10 protein-coding genes are annotated in these 14,973 nt (G+C 59.8%); 4 read left to right on the forward strand and 6 right to left on the reverse strand.

Going from position 1 to position 14,973, the window contains the following annotated elements; all coding sequences use genetic code 11:
- Positions 1-60: 60 nt before the first annotated feature.
- Entirely contained in the window at positions 61-1,449 is a 1,389-nt protein-coding gene (locus FHT73_RS16030; protein ID WP_183713028.1) for an MFS transporter, read from the reverse strand.
- Between the two features lie 49 nt (positions 1,450-1,498).
- Positions 1,499-6,289 carry an NAD-glutamate dehydrogenase gene (locus tag FHT73_RS16035; RefSeq protein WP_183712907.1) on the reverse strand — a complete coding sequence of 1,597 codons (4,791 nt, stop codon included), beginning with the start codon at positions 6,287-6,289 and terminating at the stop codon, positions 1,499-1,501.
- Positions 6,290-6,583: 294 nt separating this feature from the next.
- On the opposite strand from FHT73_RS16035, the gene pdxY reads away from it, so the two are divergent.
- Positions 6,584-7,459, forward strand: a complete 876-nt coding sequence (gene pdxY / locus FHT73_RS16040) for a pyridoxal kinase PdxY (protein ID WP_183712909.1) — start codon at positions 6,584-6,586, stop codon at positions 7,457-7,459.
- A gap of 19 nt (positions 7,460-7,478) precedes the next feature.
- On the opposite strand, the gene FHT73_RS16045 is transcribed toward pdxY, so the two are convergent.
- Positions 7,479-8,138, reverse strand: a complete 660-nt coding sequence (locus FHT73_RS16045) for a YggS family pyridoxal phosphate-dependent enzyme (RefSeq protein ID WP_112606934.1) — start codon at positions 8,136-8,138, stop codon at positions 7,479-7,481.
- A 199-nt stretch (positions 8,139-8,337) separates the two neighbouring features.
- On the opposite strand from FHT73_RS16045, the gene leuS reads away from it, so the two are divergent.
- Genes leuS through holA form a run of 3 tightly spaced genes read left to right on the forward strand, consistent with a single transcriptional unit; the run spans position 8,338 to position 12,530 of the window.
- The gene (gene leuS, locus FHT73_RS16050; protein WP_183712912.1) at positions 8,338-10,968 is read left to right on the forward strand and encodes a leucine--tRNA ligase; all 2,631 of its coding nucleotides are present in this window, start codon (positions 8,338-8,340) and stop codon (positions 10,966-10,968) included.
- Positions 10,958-11,479, forward strand: a complete 522-nt coding sequence (gene lptE, locus FHT73_RS16055) for an LPS assembly lipoprotein LptE (RefSeq protein WP_112606938.1) — start codon at positions 10,958-10,960, stop codon at positions 11,477-11,479. The genes leuS and lptE overlap by 11 nt, the downstream gene beginning before the upstream one ends.
- 13 nt (positions 11,480-11,492) lie before the next feature.
- Complete coding sequence (gene holA, locus FHT73_RS16060; protein WP_183712915.1) at positions 11,493-12,530, forward strand: DNA polymerase III subunit delta; 1,038 nt, start codon at positions 11,493-11,495, stop codon at positions 12,528-12,530.
- Positions 12,531-12,616: 86 nt separating this feature from the next.
- Here holA and FHT73_RS16065 read toward each other — a convergent pair whose 3' ends face one another.
- From FHT73_RS16065 to rsmG, 3 genes are read right to left on the reverse strand one after another with little or no spacing between them, the layout of a single operon-like run.
- Positions 12,617-13,501, reverse strand: a complete 885-nt coding sequence (locus FHT73_RS16065) for a ParB/RepB/Spo0J family partition protein (RefSeq protein WP_183712918.1) — start codon at positions 13,499-13,501, stop codon at positions 12,617-12,619.
- A gap of 33 nt (positions 13,502-13,534) precedes the next feature.
- Complete coding sequence (locus FHT73_RS16070; RefSeq protein WP_015341771.1) at positions 13,535-14,332, reverse strand: ParA family protein; 798 nt, start codon at positions 14,330-14,332, stop codon at positions 13,535-13,537.
- Between the two features lie 21 nt (positions 14,333-14,353).
- Positions 14,354-14,971, reverse strand: coding sequence for a 16S rRNA (guanine(527)-N(7))-methyltransferase RsmG (gene rsmG, locus FHT73_RS16075; RefSeq protein ID WP_183712920.1), 618 nt, complete (start codon positions 14,969-14,971; stop codon positions 14,354-14,356).
- Positions 14,972-14,973 lie beyond the last annotated feature (2 nt).

The following is a 14,973-nucleotide window of genomic DNA, read 5'->3' on the forward strand; positions in this document are numbered from 1 at the left end:
GATATACCACATTAAAAAATTGTATATCCCGGCTGGTTCACCAGCCGGGATTTTCTTTGACTACTTCGCCTTATCAGCCGGATAGGGCGTTGGGAGCAGAAGCAGCAATCCGCCGGCGAGAAAGATGACGAGCGTCGCCATGCCGAGGCGGGCCGAACCGCTCCAATAGGTCACCAGCGAGAAGAATAGGGTCGCCATGAAGCTCGTGGCGCGGCCGGAGAGTGCGTAGATGCCGAAATAGCGGCCGGCCTCCGAGAGGCTGACGCTGCGGGCGAGATAGGAGCGCGAGGAAGCCTGCACGGGGCCGAAGGCGATGCCGATCAGCAGGCCGTAGCCGATATAGGCCTTTTCCGCCGCGGTGCCGAACAGGCCGCCGGAGCTGACGGTGGAGAGAGGCACAAGACCGAAGAGCGTGAAGCCGGGGCCTGTGGAGATGATGCCGAAGGTGGCGACCAGCAGCAGCGTCAGACTGATGACGACTGTCGTTTTGGAGCCCAGCCAGCGATCGACATAGCCAGCGGCAAAGCAGCCGAAGATGGCTATGATATTGAGGATGATGCCGTAGATACCGATCTCGATCGTCGCCCAGCCGAACATGCCGGCCGCAAAGGTGCCGCCGAGGATAAGCAGGCCGTTGACGCCATCCTGGTAGATCATGCGGGCGATGAGAAAGAGACTGATGCCACGCCGGCGCTTCAGTTCGCCCAAGGTCGCCGATAGCTCACGCAGGCCCGAGCGAACGGCGGCGCCAAGCGGCAGGCCGCGTGCGGCATCCGGTGTGAAGAGGAACATCGGCAGAATGAAGATGAAATACCATACGGCCGAGATCGGTCCGGTGATGCGGGCATCCTCGCCGAGTGTGGCATCGAGACCAAAGAGAGGTGTCAGGCCGAGAATGGTCTTTCCGGTCTGCGGATTACCGGCGAGCAGGGTCACGACCGTGATCAGCACGATCATGCCGCCGAGATAGCCGAGCCCCCAGGCGGCGTTCGACAGCCTGCCGACATCGTCCTTGCCGACCAGCCGTGGCATCATCGAATCGTTGAAGACAATGGAGAATTCGGCCGAGATCGAAGCGAGGATCATGAAAATGACAGGATAGATAACGGGCGACCCGGGGGCTGCGCCCCAGAGGCAGAAGAGACTTGCAATCTTGATGATGGCGAAGAAGCCGATCCACGGTTTGCGGGCGCCGGATTGATCGGCGATCGAGCCGAGAACCGGCGAGAGAATGGCGATGATCACCGAGGAGATCGTCGCCATATTGCTCCATGTCGTCTGGGCGGAGACGGGATCCGCCGTCAGCCGCGCGACGAAATAGGGGCCAAAGATGAAGGTGGTGACGACGGTGAAGAACGGTTGCGCCGCCCAGTCGAAGAACATCCAGCCCCAGATGCCGCGTGCCGGCACTTTTGCCGGCACGTCATTGCTAACTTCGGTTGCCACCAGATCCTGCCCCTGATTCCGTTACCGCATCAAGCGGTCGGGGCGGACTGTGTCATCTTGCCCGGCCGTTCGCAAGATCGCTAAGCAGGCCGGCGGCGACGGTGATGCGGGCGAGGTTTGGATCGCCGCTTTCGCTGAGGCCGCCGAGCTCTTCGGCGATGCGATTGATACGGATACGGTCTTCCGCATGCCATGCCTGAACCGGCTGCTTGTCCTTCGGATGGTTGGACAAGGCGGAGATGACGATATCGCGGCGGGCGCCGGCGATCTGATCGAGGCTGCGTGCCAAGGCGAGGCTCTCATAGTGATCGCCTGTCACGATCCGGCTGCCGGCCAGCAACAGGCGGCCGACGCGGAAGGTTTGAGAGACGGTGAAGTAGCTTTCGGCCGCCCGGTTCAGCGTATCGCCGGTGCGCTCGGCGATCTGCATGATCTCCGGCACGAGGACGAGCGCATAGATCGTCGCGATCTCCGAAGCGAGCTTTTCCGGCAGGCCAGCAGCCTGATATTCCGCTTCGCGCGTGGCGATCTCCGCGGCAAAATCCGCCGGAATATGCGTCAGGAAGACAGGTCGCAGTTTCTTCAAAGCTGCGCGAAGCCGGCTAACGGTTTCCTCGATTTCACCCTTGGCGGCCCCAGTCTTCAGCAGGAGCCGCGTCAACACGGTATAGACTTCGGTGATCTCGCCATAGACGCGGTTCTGCATCTGGCCGCCGACCTTACCATCAAGCGCATCCGTCTCGTTCCAGAGCCGGTCGAGGTCGAAGCCGTCGCGAGCGATGACGGCGGCTTTCACCACCTCGGCAGCCGATGCCGCCGTCGCATCCATCATGCTGACCGCAAAGCCCGGTCCGCCGCGATTGATCGCTTCGTTGGCAAGCGCCGTGCCGATGATTTCGCGGCGCAGGCGATGGCTTTCGATATCGGTGGCGTTCGAACGCTGCATCTTGGCCGGAAAATAGCGGCTGAGCGTGGCGGCGAAATAGGGGTCGTCGGGCAAGGTGCTGGCGACAATCGCGTCGAAGAGAACGATCTTGGCGTAGGAGAGCAGCACGCCGATTTCAGCGCGGGTCAACGGACGTCCGTTGGCATAACGCTCGGCGAAGGTCTGGTCGTCGGGCAGGGTCTCGACCTTGCGGTTGAGCTGCTTGGCCGCTTCCAGCACGCTCATGAAGCGGCTGAGTTCCAGGCCGTTGCCGGTGCCCTTGCGCTCGGTCAGCGAGATCGCCAGGGATTGCAGATAGTTGTTACGCAGGACGAGCGAAGCCACCTCGTCGGTCATGGAGGCAAGCAGCGTATCGCGCTTGGCGCGGGTCAGCCGGCCGTCATGCATTGCGTTGGCAAGCGCTATCTTGATGTTGACCTCGACGTCGGAAGTGTTAACGCCGGCGGAGTTGTCGATGGCGTCGGAGTTGCAGCGCCCGCCCTTCAGGCCATAGGCGATGCGGCCCTTCTGCGTAACACCGAGATTGGCGCCCTCGCCGATGACCCTGGCGCGGACTTCCTCAGCCGTAATGCGGATCGGATCGTTGGCGCGGTCGCCGACTTCCGAATCAGTTTCGGACGGCGCCTTGACGTAAGTGCCGATGCCGCCGAACCACAGGAGGTCGACAGGTGCCTTGAGGATCGCCGTCATGATCTCGAAGGGGGTTGCGACCGACTTGTCGATGCCAATGGCTGCGACCGCCTCCGGCGTCAGCGTGACCGATTTTGCCGATCGGGAAATGATCATCGCGCCCTTCGACAGAACGGACTTGTCGAAGTCCTGCCAGCTCGAGCGCGGCAGATCGAATAGGCGTTGCCGCTCGGCGAGCGTCTTGTCCATGTCCGGATCGGGATCGATGAAGATGTCACGATGGTCGAAAGCGGCAAGCAGGCGGATCTTCGGAGAGAGCAGCATGCCGTTGCCGAAGACGTCACCGGACATGTCGCCGACGCCGACGACGTTGAAAGGCGTCGTCTGGATGTCGATGTCCATCTCGCGGAAGTGGCGCTTCACGGTTTCCCAGGCGCCGCGGGCGGTGATGCCCATCTTCTTGTGGTCGTAGCCGGCCGAGCCGCCTGACGCAAAGGCATCGTCGAGCCAGAAGCCGGCTTCCTGCGCCAGGGCATTGGCGGTGTCGGAGAAGGTGGCCGTGCCCTTGTCGGCGGCGACGACGAAATAGGGGTCGTCACCATCGAGCCGGACCGTATCGGCCGGCGGGATAATATCGGCGCCGGAAATGTTGTCCGTGATCGACAGCAGCGTGCGGATATAGGTCTTGTAAGCTTCGCGGCCGGCATTGAAGATCTCGTCGCGGCTGCCGCCGACCGGGAGCTTCTTCGGATAGAAGCCGCCCTTGGCGCCAACAGGCACGATGACGGCGTTCTTGACCTGCTGCGCCTTCACGAGGCCCAGCACTTCAGTGCGATAGTCTTCAGCGCGATCCGACCAGCGCAGGCCGCCGCGCGCCACCTTGCCGAAGCGTAGGTGCACGCCTTCCACCTCGACGCCGTAGACGAAGATTTCACGGAAGGGCCGGGGTTCGGGCAGGCCGTCGAGCAGCTTCGGATCGAGCTTGAAGGCAAGCATGGCCTTAGGCGTGCCGTCCGCATTTTTCTGGAAGTAATTGGTGCGCAGTGTTGCGTCGATGGCGTTGACGTAACGGCGCAGGATGCGGTCGTCATCGAGACTCGGTACGTCGGCAAGCTTGGTTTCGATGGCAGCATGCAGTTCCGGGAGCCTCTTCGTGCGGCTCTTGTCGCTGAGCTTCGGATCGAGCGTGTCGTGAAACAGGCGGAAGAGCGAGGCGGCGATCCCGGGATATTTATCCAGGGTAGAGGCGATATAATCCTGCGAATAGGCAATACCGGCCTGGCGCAGATAGCGAGAATAGGCGCGCAACACGTTGGTTTCGCGAGCGGAGAGATCGGCAGAGACGATCAGCCGGTTGAAAGCGTCATTGTCGATCGTGCCGCCGAAGGCGGCGAGGAAGGCTTCTTCAAGGGCAGCGCCGTGGCGAGCGAGATCGATCGTCATGCCGCTGCGGGTTTCGAGTTCCATGTCGTGGAGGACGACATGGCCGGTCGAGCCGTCTTTGGCCGTGACGTAGATATCGAAGGTGCGCTCGCTGATAACGTTGAAACCGAGATTTTCGAGCAGCGGCACGCGGCGCGACAGCGCCAGGTTGCCGCCGCCATGGAATATCTTCAGCGAGAGAATATCACCCGCTTCATCCTTGCGAATATAGAAGCCGATGCGGATCGGCTCGGTGCCGGCCGTGGCAATGATATCGGGCAGATCGGCAAAGGCGTCTTCCGGCGAAAAGGCTTCCTGGAAGGCCTGGCTGACGGAAATGTTCGGCGCCTTTGGACCTGCCAGCATGGCAAAGCGTTCGTCCCAGCGGGCTGTTATGGCGCGAATCGCTTCTTCGAGCTTGGCTTGCGGAACATGCGGCGTCTTTCCGGCGCTGCGGCCGATAATGAAATGCACGCGCGCCACTCCGCCTTCCGGGAAGGCGGGGTAATAGGCGGACACGCGGCCGTCATAGACGGTCTTCAGATAATTGCCGATCTTTTCACGAACGACGGAATCATATTCCTCGCGCGGGACATAGACGATAACGGAGACGAAGCGGTCGAAATGATCGATGCGCGGCAAAACGCGTACGCGCGGCCGATCGGTCAGGTCGTTGATCTGCTCGGCGAAGCTTGCCAGCAACGAGGTGTCGATCTGGAAGAGATCGTCGCGGGGATAGGATTCCAGCGTGTTTTCGAGCGTGCGACCCGAGTGGCTTGTGGGATCGAAGCCGAAGTGATCCTTGACCTTCTGCACCTTCGAGCGCAGCAACGGCACTTCGGTGGCAGCGCTCGTATACGCCGTCGATGTGAAGAGGCCGACGATGCGCAGCTCGCCAGTGACATTGCCATCAGCATCGAAACGCTTGACGCCGACATAATCCATATAGGCACGGCGGTGGACGATCGACTTGACGTTGGCCTTGGTGACGATCAGGAAATCCGGGCCGTCGAGGAAGGCGAGGATTTCCGGCGTCGTGGTGACGGCGTCCTTGCCCTGCCGGAGAACGCGAACATCCGGATTGGAGAGAATGCCAAGGCCGGTACCGCGATCCCGCTCGACCTTGGCGTTGGCGCCCTTGCCGGAATAGACATATTCGCGCATGCCGAGGAAGGTGAAATTGCCGTCGCGTAGCCAGGCAAGGAAGGCAAGCGCCTCATCGCGATCATTCTTGCGGCGGCCGGCAGCCTCATAGGTTGATAGTTCCGATATCACGGTATCGAGGCGCGACAGCATCGGCTTCCAGTCGGAAACGGCAAGATGCGTCTGATCGAGCACGGTCTGGATCCGCTTGGCCAGATCGGTCGCCTGAGCTGTCGTCAGGGGCGAGAGATGAAGCTGGATATGGCTGACCCGATGGGCCGGATCGCTCGGACGATCGGCGGAATAAAGGCTCGGCTGCTTGCCCTTCTCGATGACCAGGATCGGATGCACCGCCATATAGAGATCGCGATAGCTGCTGGTCACTTCGCCCATGATCGATTCATAAAGGAAGGGCATATTGTGGTCGGTGATCGAAAGGATCGAGACGGCAACACCATCGGGTTCGATACCGCCGATCTGCTCGATGCTGACGCGGGGGGACGTGGCGCTCCAGGCTGCGAGCTCCTTGGCCGCATGCGCCGCGGCAAGTGCCAGCATCTCCGGGCTGTAAAGCTCCATGTCGTCATTGCTCGCCCGGCCAAACAGGATTTCGGGATCGAGATGTGCCTCGCCTGTCGCAGCCGCAATCTTGCGTGCCGCCTCGATCTGTTTTTCCCGTTTCGGATTAGTCTTGGGCGCCATGAAATTCCTCCCGATTTTCGAACTTTGACGACAGTAGCAGAAGGTTTAGCGAAAAAACTGGCAAAAAGAATGCGAATTTGGTTCGTTTCGGACTGATTTTGGTCGGTTTTTTTGAAAAAACTTGCCGAAAACGGCGATGTTGATGAAAAACAGGCTTCATCGGCGAGAAATTGGCGGAATCGACCCGTCAACAGAGGTTTTCATGACTCTGTGAAGGGCGGTTGACAGAGTGCCGCGAAAGGGATCATCAACTTGCGCCATTGCAGTTTGAAGCCCTGAACTGAAAGCACAATCATGTCGCAAGTGTCGGCCGGCGCCGTTATCGTCATTTCCAGTCATGTCGTTCGAGGGTCCGTTGGCAATCGCGCTGCAGTCTTTGCTCTGGAAACACTCGGCCATCCGGTCTGGGCGCTGCCGACCATCGTTCTGCCATGGCACCCTGGCCATGGCCGCTCGACGCGGCTAACCTTCAACGAAGCCGATTTCGACCATGCGATTGACGATCTTATCGCCGCACCCTGGCTTTCCGAGGTCAAGGCCGTCCTATCGGGCTACTTCGGCAACGCCGCCCAGGCGCATGCCGTCGCCCGGCTGGTGACGGCTCTGCGGGAGAAAAACCCGGATATTCTCTATGCCTGCGATCCCGTCATCGGCGATGCCGGCGGGCTCTATGTGCAGCAGGCGACAGCGGAAGCGATCCGGGACCACCTGATCCCGCTGGCGTCGCTCGCAACGCCGAACCGCTATGAGCTTGCCTGGCTGGCGGGAGCGCCGCTCGAGGATAACAACGCCATCATGGAGGCGGCGCTCGCGCTTGGACCGTCGCGCATGCTGGTGACGTCCGCCGTTCCGATGATGGCCGGTGGTATCGGGAACCTCTATCTCAGCGGCCGAAACGCGCTGCTTGCCGAGCATCGCAGCGTCGAAGGCGCACCGAATGGGCTCGGCGATCTCCTGTCTGCAGTCTTCCTGTCGCGCCTGCTTTCGGGGATGGATGAGGAGCGGGCATTGCAGCTGACGACGGCCAGCGTCTTCGAGGTGCTGGCACGAGCCGTCAAGCGCGGCAGCAACGAGCTGACGCTGGCTGTCGATTCCGCAAGCCTATCGACACCGATGGCGATGGTGCAGCTACGCCACCTTGTCCATCCTGCACAACGCAGGAAAAAGTAACGGCCAGAGCTTTTTTAACCTATCGCGCGCCGAAGATCGCCGAGCCGACGCGAACACTGGTCGCGCCGAAAGCAACTGCGATTTCATAATCGCTCGACATGCCCATGGAGAGCTTTTCGACGCCGGCCTGCTTGGCGAGCTTTGCAAGCAGGGCAAAATGCGGCCCCGGATTTTCGTCGGCGGGCGGGATGCACATCAGGCCGTCTATGGAGAGCCCGAGCTCCTTGCGGCAGAGATCGACGAAACTGGCCGTATCGTCGGGCGCAATACCTGCCTTTTGCGGCTCTAACCCGGTATTGACCTGCACGTAGAGCCGAATGGCCTTGCCCTGCCGCTTGATTTCATCGGCAATGGCTCGCGCTATCTTTTCCCGGTCAATGGTTTCGATCACGTCGAACAACGCCACGGCGTCTGCGGCCTTGTTCGATTGCAGCGGCCCGATTAGATGCAGTTCAATCCCGGGCGTTTCGGTCTTCAGCTCCGGCCACTTGCCCTGGCTCTCCTGCACGCGGTTTTCGCCAAACACCCGCTGGCCGGCCGAAATCGCCGGGCGGATCTGATCGGCATCGAAGGTCTTGGAAACGGCAACGAGCTGCACAGAGCCGGCAGCTCGGCCGGCCTGACGCTCGGCAGCCGCGATATGGGAACGGACTTCGTCCAAGCGCTCTTGAAGTTCCATCTTCTCGCCTCGATATTTGGCTTGCTTCTCAAACTTTGCAGTAATGAGGCTCGCAGGCTTTGCCAAGGGCGAATGCGACCGAATCCGGCTTTGCATTGCAAGATAAGGCACTTGCTGCGGCTGCTAAACTTGACGCTTGGGTGGTTTCGTGGTGAAGGTCACCCCTTACTTCCCATGATTTTCCGGAATACAAGAACAGATGACTAGCGAACGTTATAATCCGCGCGATGCCGAGCCCCGCTGGCAGGAAAAATGGAACGAAGAGAAGGTCTTCGTGACAGATAATGCCGATCCGCGTGAGAAATATTACGTCCTAGAGATGTTTCCCTATCCGTCGGGCCGCATCCATATGGGCCATGTGCGTAACTACGCTATGGGCGATGTCGTTGCCCGCTACAAGCGCGCCCGCGGCTATAACGTGCTGCATCCTATGGGCTGGGACGCCTTCGGCATGCCGGCGGAAAACGCCGCACGCGACAATAAAGTGCATCCGAAGGAATGGACCTACCAGAACATCGCCTCCATGCGCACCCAGCTGAAGGCCATGGGGCTGTCGCTCGACTGGAGCCGCGAGTTCGCGACCTGCGACGTCGATTATTATCACCGTCAGCAGATGCTCTTCATCGACATGATGGAGAAGGGCCTGGTCTACCGCAAGAAGTCCAAGGTCAACTGGGACCCGGTTGACAATACCGTTCTCGCCAATGAGCAGGTCATCGACGGCCGCGGCTGGCGCTCGGGCGCTCTGGTCGAGCAGCGCGAGCTGACGCAGTGGTTTTTCAAGATCACAGAGTTCAGCCAGGAACTGCTGGATGCTCTGGATACGCTCGATCATTGGCCGGAAAAAGTGCGGCTGATGCAGAAGAACTGGATCGGGCGCTCCGAGGGCCTGACGGTTCGCTGGGAAATCGTGGCCGAAACAGCTCCCAACAGCGATCGCGAGATCACCGTTTACACCACCCGTCCCGATACGCTGTTCGGCGCCTCCTTCCTGGCGATCTCGGCCGACCATCCGCTCGCCAAGGAAGCGGCTGCCAAGGATCCGGCCATCGAAGCCTTCTGCGAGGAATGCCGCCGTGCCGGCACCTCGCTGGCAGCACTCGAAACCGCCGAGAAGAAGGGCATGGACACCGGCATCCGCGTCCACCATCCCTTTGACGCATCCTGGGAGCTGCCCGTCTACATCGCCAATTTCGTGCTGATGGACTATGGCACGGGCGCCATCTTCGGCTGCCCGTCCGGCGACCAGCGCGACCTGGATTTCGCCCGCAAGTATGGCCTGCCGGTCGTTCCCGTCGTCATGCCCGCTGATGGCGATGCTGCGAGCTTTACCGTCGGCGACGTCGCCTATGACGGCGATGGCGTGATGATCAATTCGCGCTTCCTCGACGGCATGAGCACCGAGGAAGCCTTCCAGACGGTGGCGACGAAGCTCTCTGAGACGAGCCTCGGCAACACGCCGCAGGCTGAGCGCAAGGTGAATTTCCGCCTGCGCGATTGGGGCATCTCCCGTCAGCGTTACTGGGGCTGCCCGATCCCGGTCATCCATTGCGATGACTGCGGCGTGCTGCCGGTGCCGAAGAAGGATCTGCCGGTCAAGCTGCCCGACGACGTGACTTTCGACCAGCCGGGCAATCCGCTCGACCGGCACGCCAGCTGGCGGCATGTCGCCTGCCCGCAATGCGGCAAGGATGCTCGCCGTGAAACCGATACGATGGATACTTTCGTCGATTCGAGCTGGTATTACGCCCGCTTCACCGCTCCCTGGGAAAATCAGCCGACGGATCCGAAGGCCGCCAATCACTGGCTGCCTGTCGACCAGTATATCGGCGGTATCGAACACGCGATCCTGCACCTGCTCTATTCGCGCTTCTTTACCCGCGCCATGCGCGAAACCGGCCATCTTGACGTGAAGGAGCCTTTCAAGGGCTTGTTCACGCAAGGCATGGTCGTGCACGAAACCTATAGCCGCGGCAGCGGCCTGACGCGCGAATGGGTGTCGCCGGCCGATATCAGGATCGAGGAAGTCGACGGCCAGCGCCGCGCCACACTGCTGTCATCAGGTGAAGACATCGCCATCGGTTCGATCGAGAAGATGTCGAAATCGAAGAAGAACGTCGTCGACCCCGACGATATCATCGCCTCCTATGGCGCTGATACGGCACGCTTCTTCGTGCTCTCCGATTCGCCGCCCGATCGCGATGTCATCTGGTCGGAAGCCGGCGTCGAAGGCGCACATCGTTTCACCCAGCGCATGTGGCGCCTGGTCTCCGAAGCCGCCGATGTCCTGAAGGCGGTCGAACCTGCGCCGGCTAAGGAAGGTGAAGCCCTGGCGATTTCGCAGATCGCCCACCGCACGCTGAAGGCGGTTCAGGGCGATTACGACAAGCTCGCCTTCAACAAGGCCGTGGCGCGCATTTATGAATTCGTCAATGCGCTGGCGGCACCGCTCGGCAAGGTCGCCGCCGGTCAGGCCGATAGCGCCTATCGCTCTGCCGTTCGCGAAGCCGTGGAAATTCTGATTGCGCTGGTCGCGCCGATCACGCCGCATCTGGCCGAGGAATGCTCCGCTGCGCTTGGCAACGTCAACATGGTCGCAACCAGCCCATGGCCCGTTTATGACGAGGCGCTCGTGATCGAGAACGAGATCGTTTATCCCGTTCAGATCAACGGCAAGAAGCGCGCCGAATTGACAATCGCGCGCGATGCAGATCAGAATGCCGTGCAACAGGCCGTGCTCGCCCTGGACGCCGTTACAAGCGCATTGAATGGTCAGGCGCCAAAGAAGATCATCGTCGTTCCACAGAGGATCGTAAACATTGTCGTCTGATAGACTTTTCAAATTCGCCCGCATGGCCGGCGTTGCCTCTCTGGTGGCCGTTGCCGGCCTCTTGTCTGCATGTCAGGTTCGGCCGCTCTATGCCGTCAGCACGGGCGTTACGCAGAAGCTGTCGGAAGTTTCCTTCTCTGATGTCAACACGCGCGTGGGCCTCCAGGTGCGCAACCAGCTGATCTTCATCGCCGGGCGCGGTGCAGGGGAGACCAAGACGCCGAAATACAGTGTCGACCTGAGCGTCAGCTCCGGCACCGGCGGCGTGCTTTATCTGCCGTCTTCGAGTACGTCGGCCGCAGGCCGCACGACTGTGACCGCCTCCTTCACATTGAAGGAGATCAGCACCGGCAAGGTCATCAAGTCCGGTAGCCGTGCGGTAACTTCGCTGGTCGACTTCCCGACGCAGGAATTTGCCAAGCAGCGCGCAATCCGTGATTCGGAAGACCGTGCCGCCCGCGAAGTCGCCGAGATGGTAGCAGCCGACATCGGCGCTGCGCTCAGCCGCTGATAGAGAGCGCGGCATGGCAGAAATCAAGTCTCATGAATTTGACGGATTCCTGCAAAATGCCGCGCGCAATTACCGGATCTTCGTGATCTATGGTCCGGATCGCGGTCTCGTTTCCGAACGCGCCGCGCAGATTGCCGGCAAGACGGGCGTCGATCTCAACGACGCATTTTCCCTCATAAAGCTTGACGTCGGCGACCTGCAGAATGACGCTGGCCGCCTGCTTGACGAAGTCAACGCGATCGGCCTGTTCGGCGGCGAAAAGCTCGTCTGGATTCGCGGCGCCGCCAATGAGAAGGCGCTGGTCGATGCGCTGCAGATCATCGCGGACAATCCGCCCGATGCCAGTTTTGTCATTGTCGAGGCTGGCGATCTGAAGAAGGGATCGGGATTGCGCAAGGTGGCAGAGCCGGCTCGAGCTGTCGCGACCATTCCCTGCTATGCCGATGACGCAAGAGCCCTCAATAATCTGATCGACACCGAATTGGCAAATGAAGGCCTGCGCATCTCATCTGCTGCCCGCCAGGCGCTGCTCGAACTTCTCGGTGGCGACCGCATCGCCTCGCGCAACGAAGTGCGCAAGCTCGCGCTTTACTGCCGCGGGCAGGGGACGATCGAAGAAGAGCACGTGATCGAAATTATTGGCGATGCCAGCGCCATTTCCACCGACGATGCCGTTGATGCGATTCTAAAAGGGGATTCCGGCGCCTTTCTGCATGCCATGCAGAAAATCGCTTCGTCCAAAACGCCGATGTTTCTCGTTTTGCAAGGCTGTCTGAGGCAGTTTCAGATGCTTGACACGATGCGGGCCGAGATGGATGAAAAGCGCCTCGCACCCGCTCAGGTCATGCAGACGCATGGGCGCCATCTCCATTTCAGACGAAAGCCCGTGATCGAGCAGGCGCTGAAAAGCTGGAACGCTCCCGCCATTGCCCGCGAGATGAACAGGCTGCAAATGGCCATTCTGCAGACGCGTCAGCGCGCCAGCCTCGAAGATACGATCGCAACGCAAACGCTGCTTGCGACCACTCTCCAATCAGCCCGCAAGGGCTGATGTTTCACGGGAATCAAACGCGCGCAAATCTCGGAAAAAGCCAGAGCTTTCCGCTAATATATTGTTCTTATTACATTTTCTCTATGTTACCGGCGCTCCAGCAGCCGGCAGATTTCCTCTAGCTGCTCTAGCGTCTTATAGCTGATCTTCACCTGCCCGCCATTGCCGCGGTGATTGATCGAGACATCCAGACCGAGCGTGTCCGACAGTGTGCGCTCGAGCGCCAGCGTATCGGAATCCTTTTCATCCCTGCGCGCGCCGGCGGGGCGGGGGTCATTCTGAGCCTTAATGTCGTTCTGCGCGAGACGCTCGGCATCGCGAACCGACATTCCCTTTGAAACAACGGTCCTCGCAAGCCCTGTCGGATCGGAGGTCGAAACCAGGGCGCGGGCATGGCCGGCGGAAAGCGAACCCGCGGCAAGCATATCACGCACCGGGTCGGGGAGCTTCAACAAACGCAGAGAGTTGGCGACATGGCTGCGGCTCTTGCCGATGATTTCGCCGAGATCGTTTTGCGTATAGCCGTGTTCGGCAATCAGCTGCTCGTAACCCAGCGCCTCTTCCAAGGGATTGAGATCCGCTCGCTGCACATTCTCGACAATGGCGATCTCAAGCGCTGTCTTGTCATCGACATCGCGAACGATCACTGGAATTTCGATCAGACCGGCAAGCTGCGCCGCCCGCCAGCGCCGTTCACCGGCGATGATCTCATAGCGATCGACCGAGGTGGTGCGAACGACGACCGGCTGTACGATGCCATGTTGGCGAATGGAGCTGGCAAGATCATGCAACTCGGTCTCGTCGAAATAGCGGCGAGGATTGCGCGGGTTGCGGCTGATGAATTCGATCGGGACCAAGCGATCGGGATTGACCGCCGGTCGGCTTGCATCCAGGGGCGTCGGCTGATCCATCTCCCCGATGAGAGCCGCCAGTCCGCGCCCAAGGCGCCGCTTCGAAAGATCATCATTCATTGCCGATACTCACCCTGAAACAAATACTAGATATCAGGCGGCAGCTTTCCGCTGCCGCTCTCTTTGAATGACTTCGGAAGCCAGTTGGAGATAGGCCTGGCTGCCAGCGCACTTCAGATCGTAAAGAATGGCTGGTTTGCCATAGGAAGGCGCCTCGGACACGCGCACGTTGCGTGGAATCAACGTGTGGTAGACCTTTTCGCCCAGATGGGTCCGTACGTCGCTCACCACTTGCTGCGCTAGATTATTACGGGAATCGAACATAGTTAGCACAATCCCCTGGATGTCCAGGGATGGATTGACCGTGCGCCGAACCTGATCGACCGTCTCCAGCAATTGACTGAGGCCTTCCAGGGCGAAAAATTCGCATTGTAACGGCACCAAAACGGAATGCGCCGCAGCCATCGCGTTCATCGTCAGGAGATTGAACGAGGGCGGGCAATCAACGAGAATATAGGAAAAGGAAAGGGCATCTGGCGTATTCAACGCACGGCGCAGCTTGAAGACGCGATCAGATTGCTGCGCAATCTCCATCTCAATCCCGAGCAGATCCATCGTCGACGGCACAATAAAGAGATTCGGTACGGCCGTTTCCTGCACCGTGTCCATGATACCGTGGCTACCGACGAGCAGATCATAGGAAGACAATTTGCGATCGCGCCGTTCAATACCCAAACCCGTGCTGGCATTGCCCTGCGGATCAAGATCGACGATCAGGACACGCTCGCCAATGGCGGCAAGGGCCGTCGCGAGGTTGATTGCAGTCGTCGTCTTACCGACGCCGCCCTTTTGATTTGCGATGGTAATAATCCGGTTTCGCTCGCCGATCATCTGCCGCATATCCAATTATGGTTAAATCAGGCGTCGAAGGTGGCTGAATTCCAAAATAACCGAATCTCGCTCAACGACGCTCTGATGTTTTACCAGATCGAATTGCCAACGACCACGGGCTTTCTGAAGCTCCCGCTCGTAATCCCGGCCTTTGTGCAGCAGAAGGCGGAGATTTTCATTGCGCATGAGCCAAGGCTCCGCGTAGTCCAGCAATGTCTCAAGCTCCGCAAGGGCGCGAGCGGAGATCATATCGCAGTTTTGGATGGCTGCGGGTGCCTCTTCGATACGAATGGCATGAACCGCGCCGCGGGCATCGCATTCACGCAGACAGACGCGCAGAAAAGCAGCTTTCTTCTGATTGCTCTCGACCAGATCGACATGACCTGCGCCTTTTTCTGCAAGCAGGATTGCAGTTATCACGCCCGGAAATCCGCCACCGCTTCCCAAATCAATCCAATGATCGGTTACGGGATGCAATTGAAAAATCTGCGCACTGTCTGAAATATGGCGACGCCAGAGATCATCGATTGTGGACGGCGCGACAAGATTGATGGTCTTTGCCCATTTTTGAAAGAGTTGTGCAAAATGCTGCAGCCGCTCCTGTGTTTCACGTGAAACACGTACGCCGTTCAATTCCATAT

The sequence above is a fragment of the Rhizobium sp. BK098 genome, assembly GCF_014193155.1.
Lineage (GTDB): Bacteria > Pseudomonadota > Alphaproteobacteria > Rhizobiales > Rhizobiaceae > Rhizobium.

Bases quoted from the DNA above. Each gene is read 5' to 3' on its own strand.
- holA (WP_183712915.1), top strand. From the start codon at position 11,493: ATGGCAGAAATCAAGTCTCATGAATTTGACGGATTCCTGCAAAATGCC.
- FHT73_RS16035 (WP_183712907.1), bottom strand. From the start codon at position 6,289: ATGGCGCCCAAGACTAATCCGAAACGGGAAAAACAGATCGAGGCGGCA.
- FHT73_RS16065 (WP_183712918.1), bottom strand. From the start codon at position 13,501: ATGAATGATGATCTTTCGAAGCGGCGCCTTGGGCGCGGACTGGCGGCT.
- FHT73_RS16070 (WP_015341771.1), bottom strand. From the start codon at position 14,332: ATGATCGGCGAGCGAAACCGGATTATTACCATCGCAAATCAAAAGGGC.
- rsmG (WP_183712920.1), bottom strand. From the start codon at position 14,971: ATGGAATTGAACGGCGTACGTGTTTCACGTGAAACACAGGAGCGGCTG.
- FHT73_RS16045 (WP_112606934.1), bottom strand. From the start codon at position 8,138: ATGGAACTTCAAGAGCGCTTGGACGAAGTCCGTTCCCATATCGCGGCT.
- leuS (WP_183712912.1), top strand. From the start codon at position 8,338: ATGACTAGCGAACGTTATAATCCGCGCGATGCCGAGCCCCGCTGGCAG.
- pdxY (WP_183712909.1), top strand. From the start codon at position 6,584: ATGTCGCAAGTGTCGGCCGGCGCCGTTATCGTCATTTCCAGTCATGTC.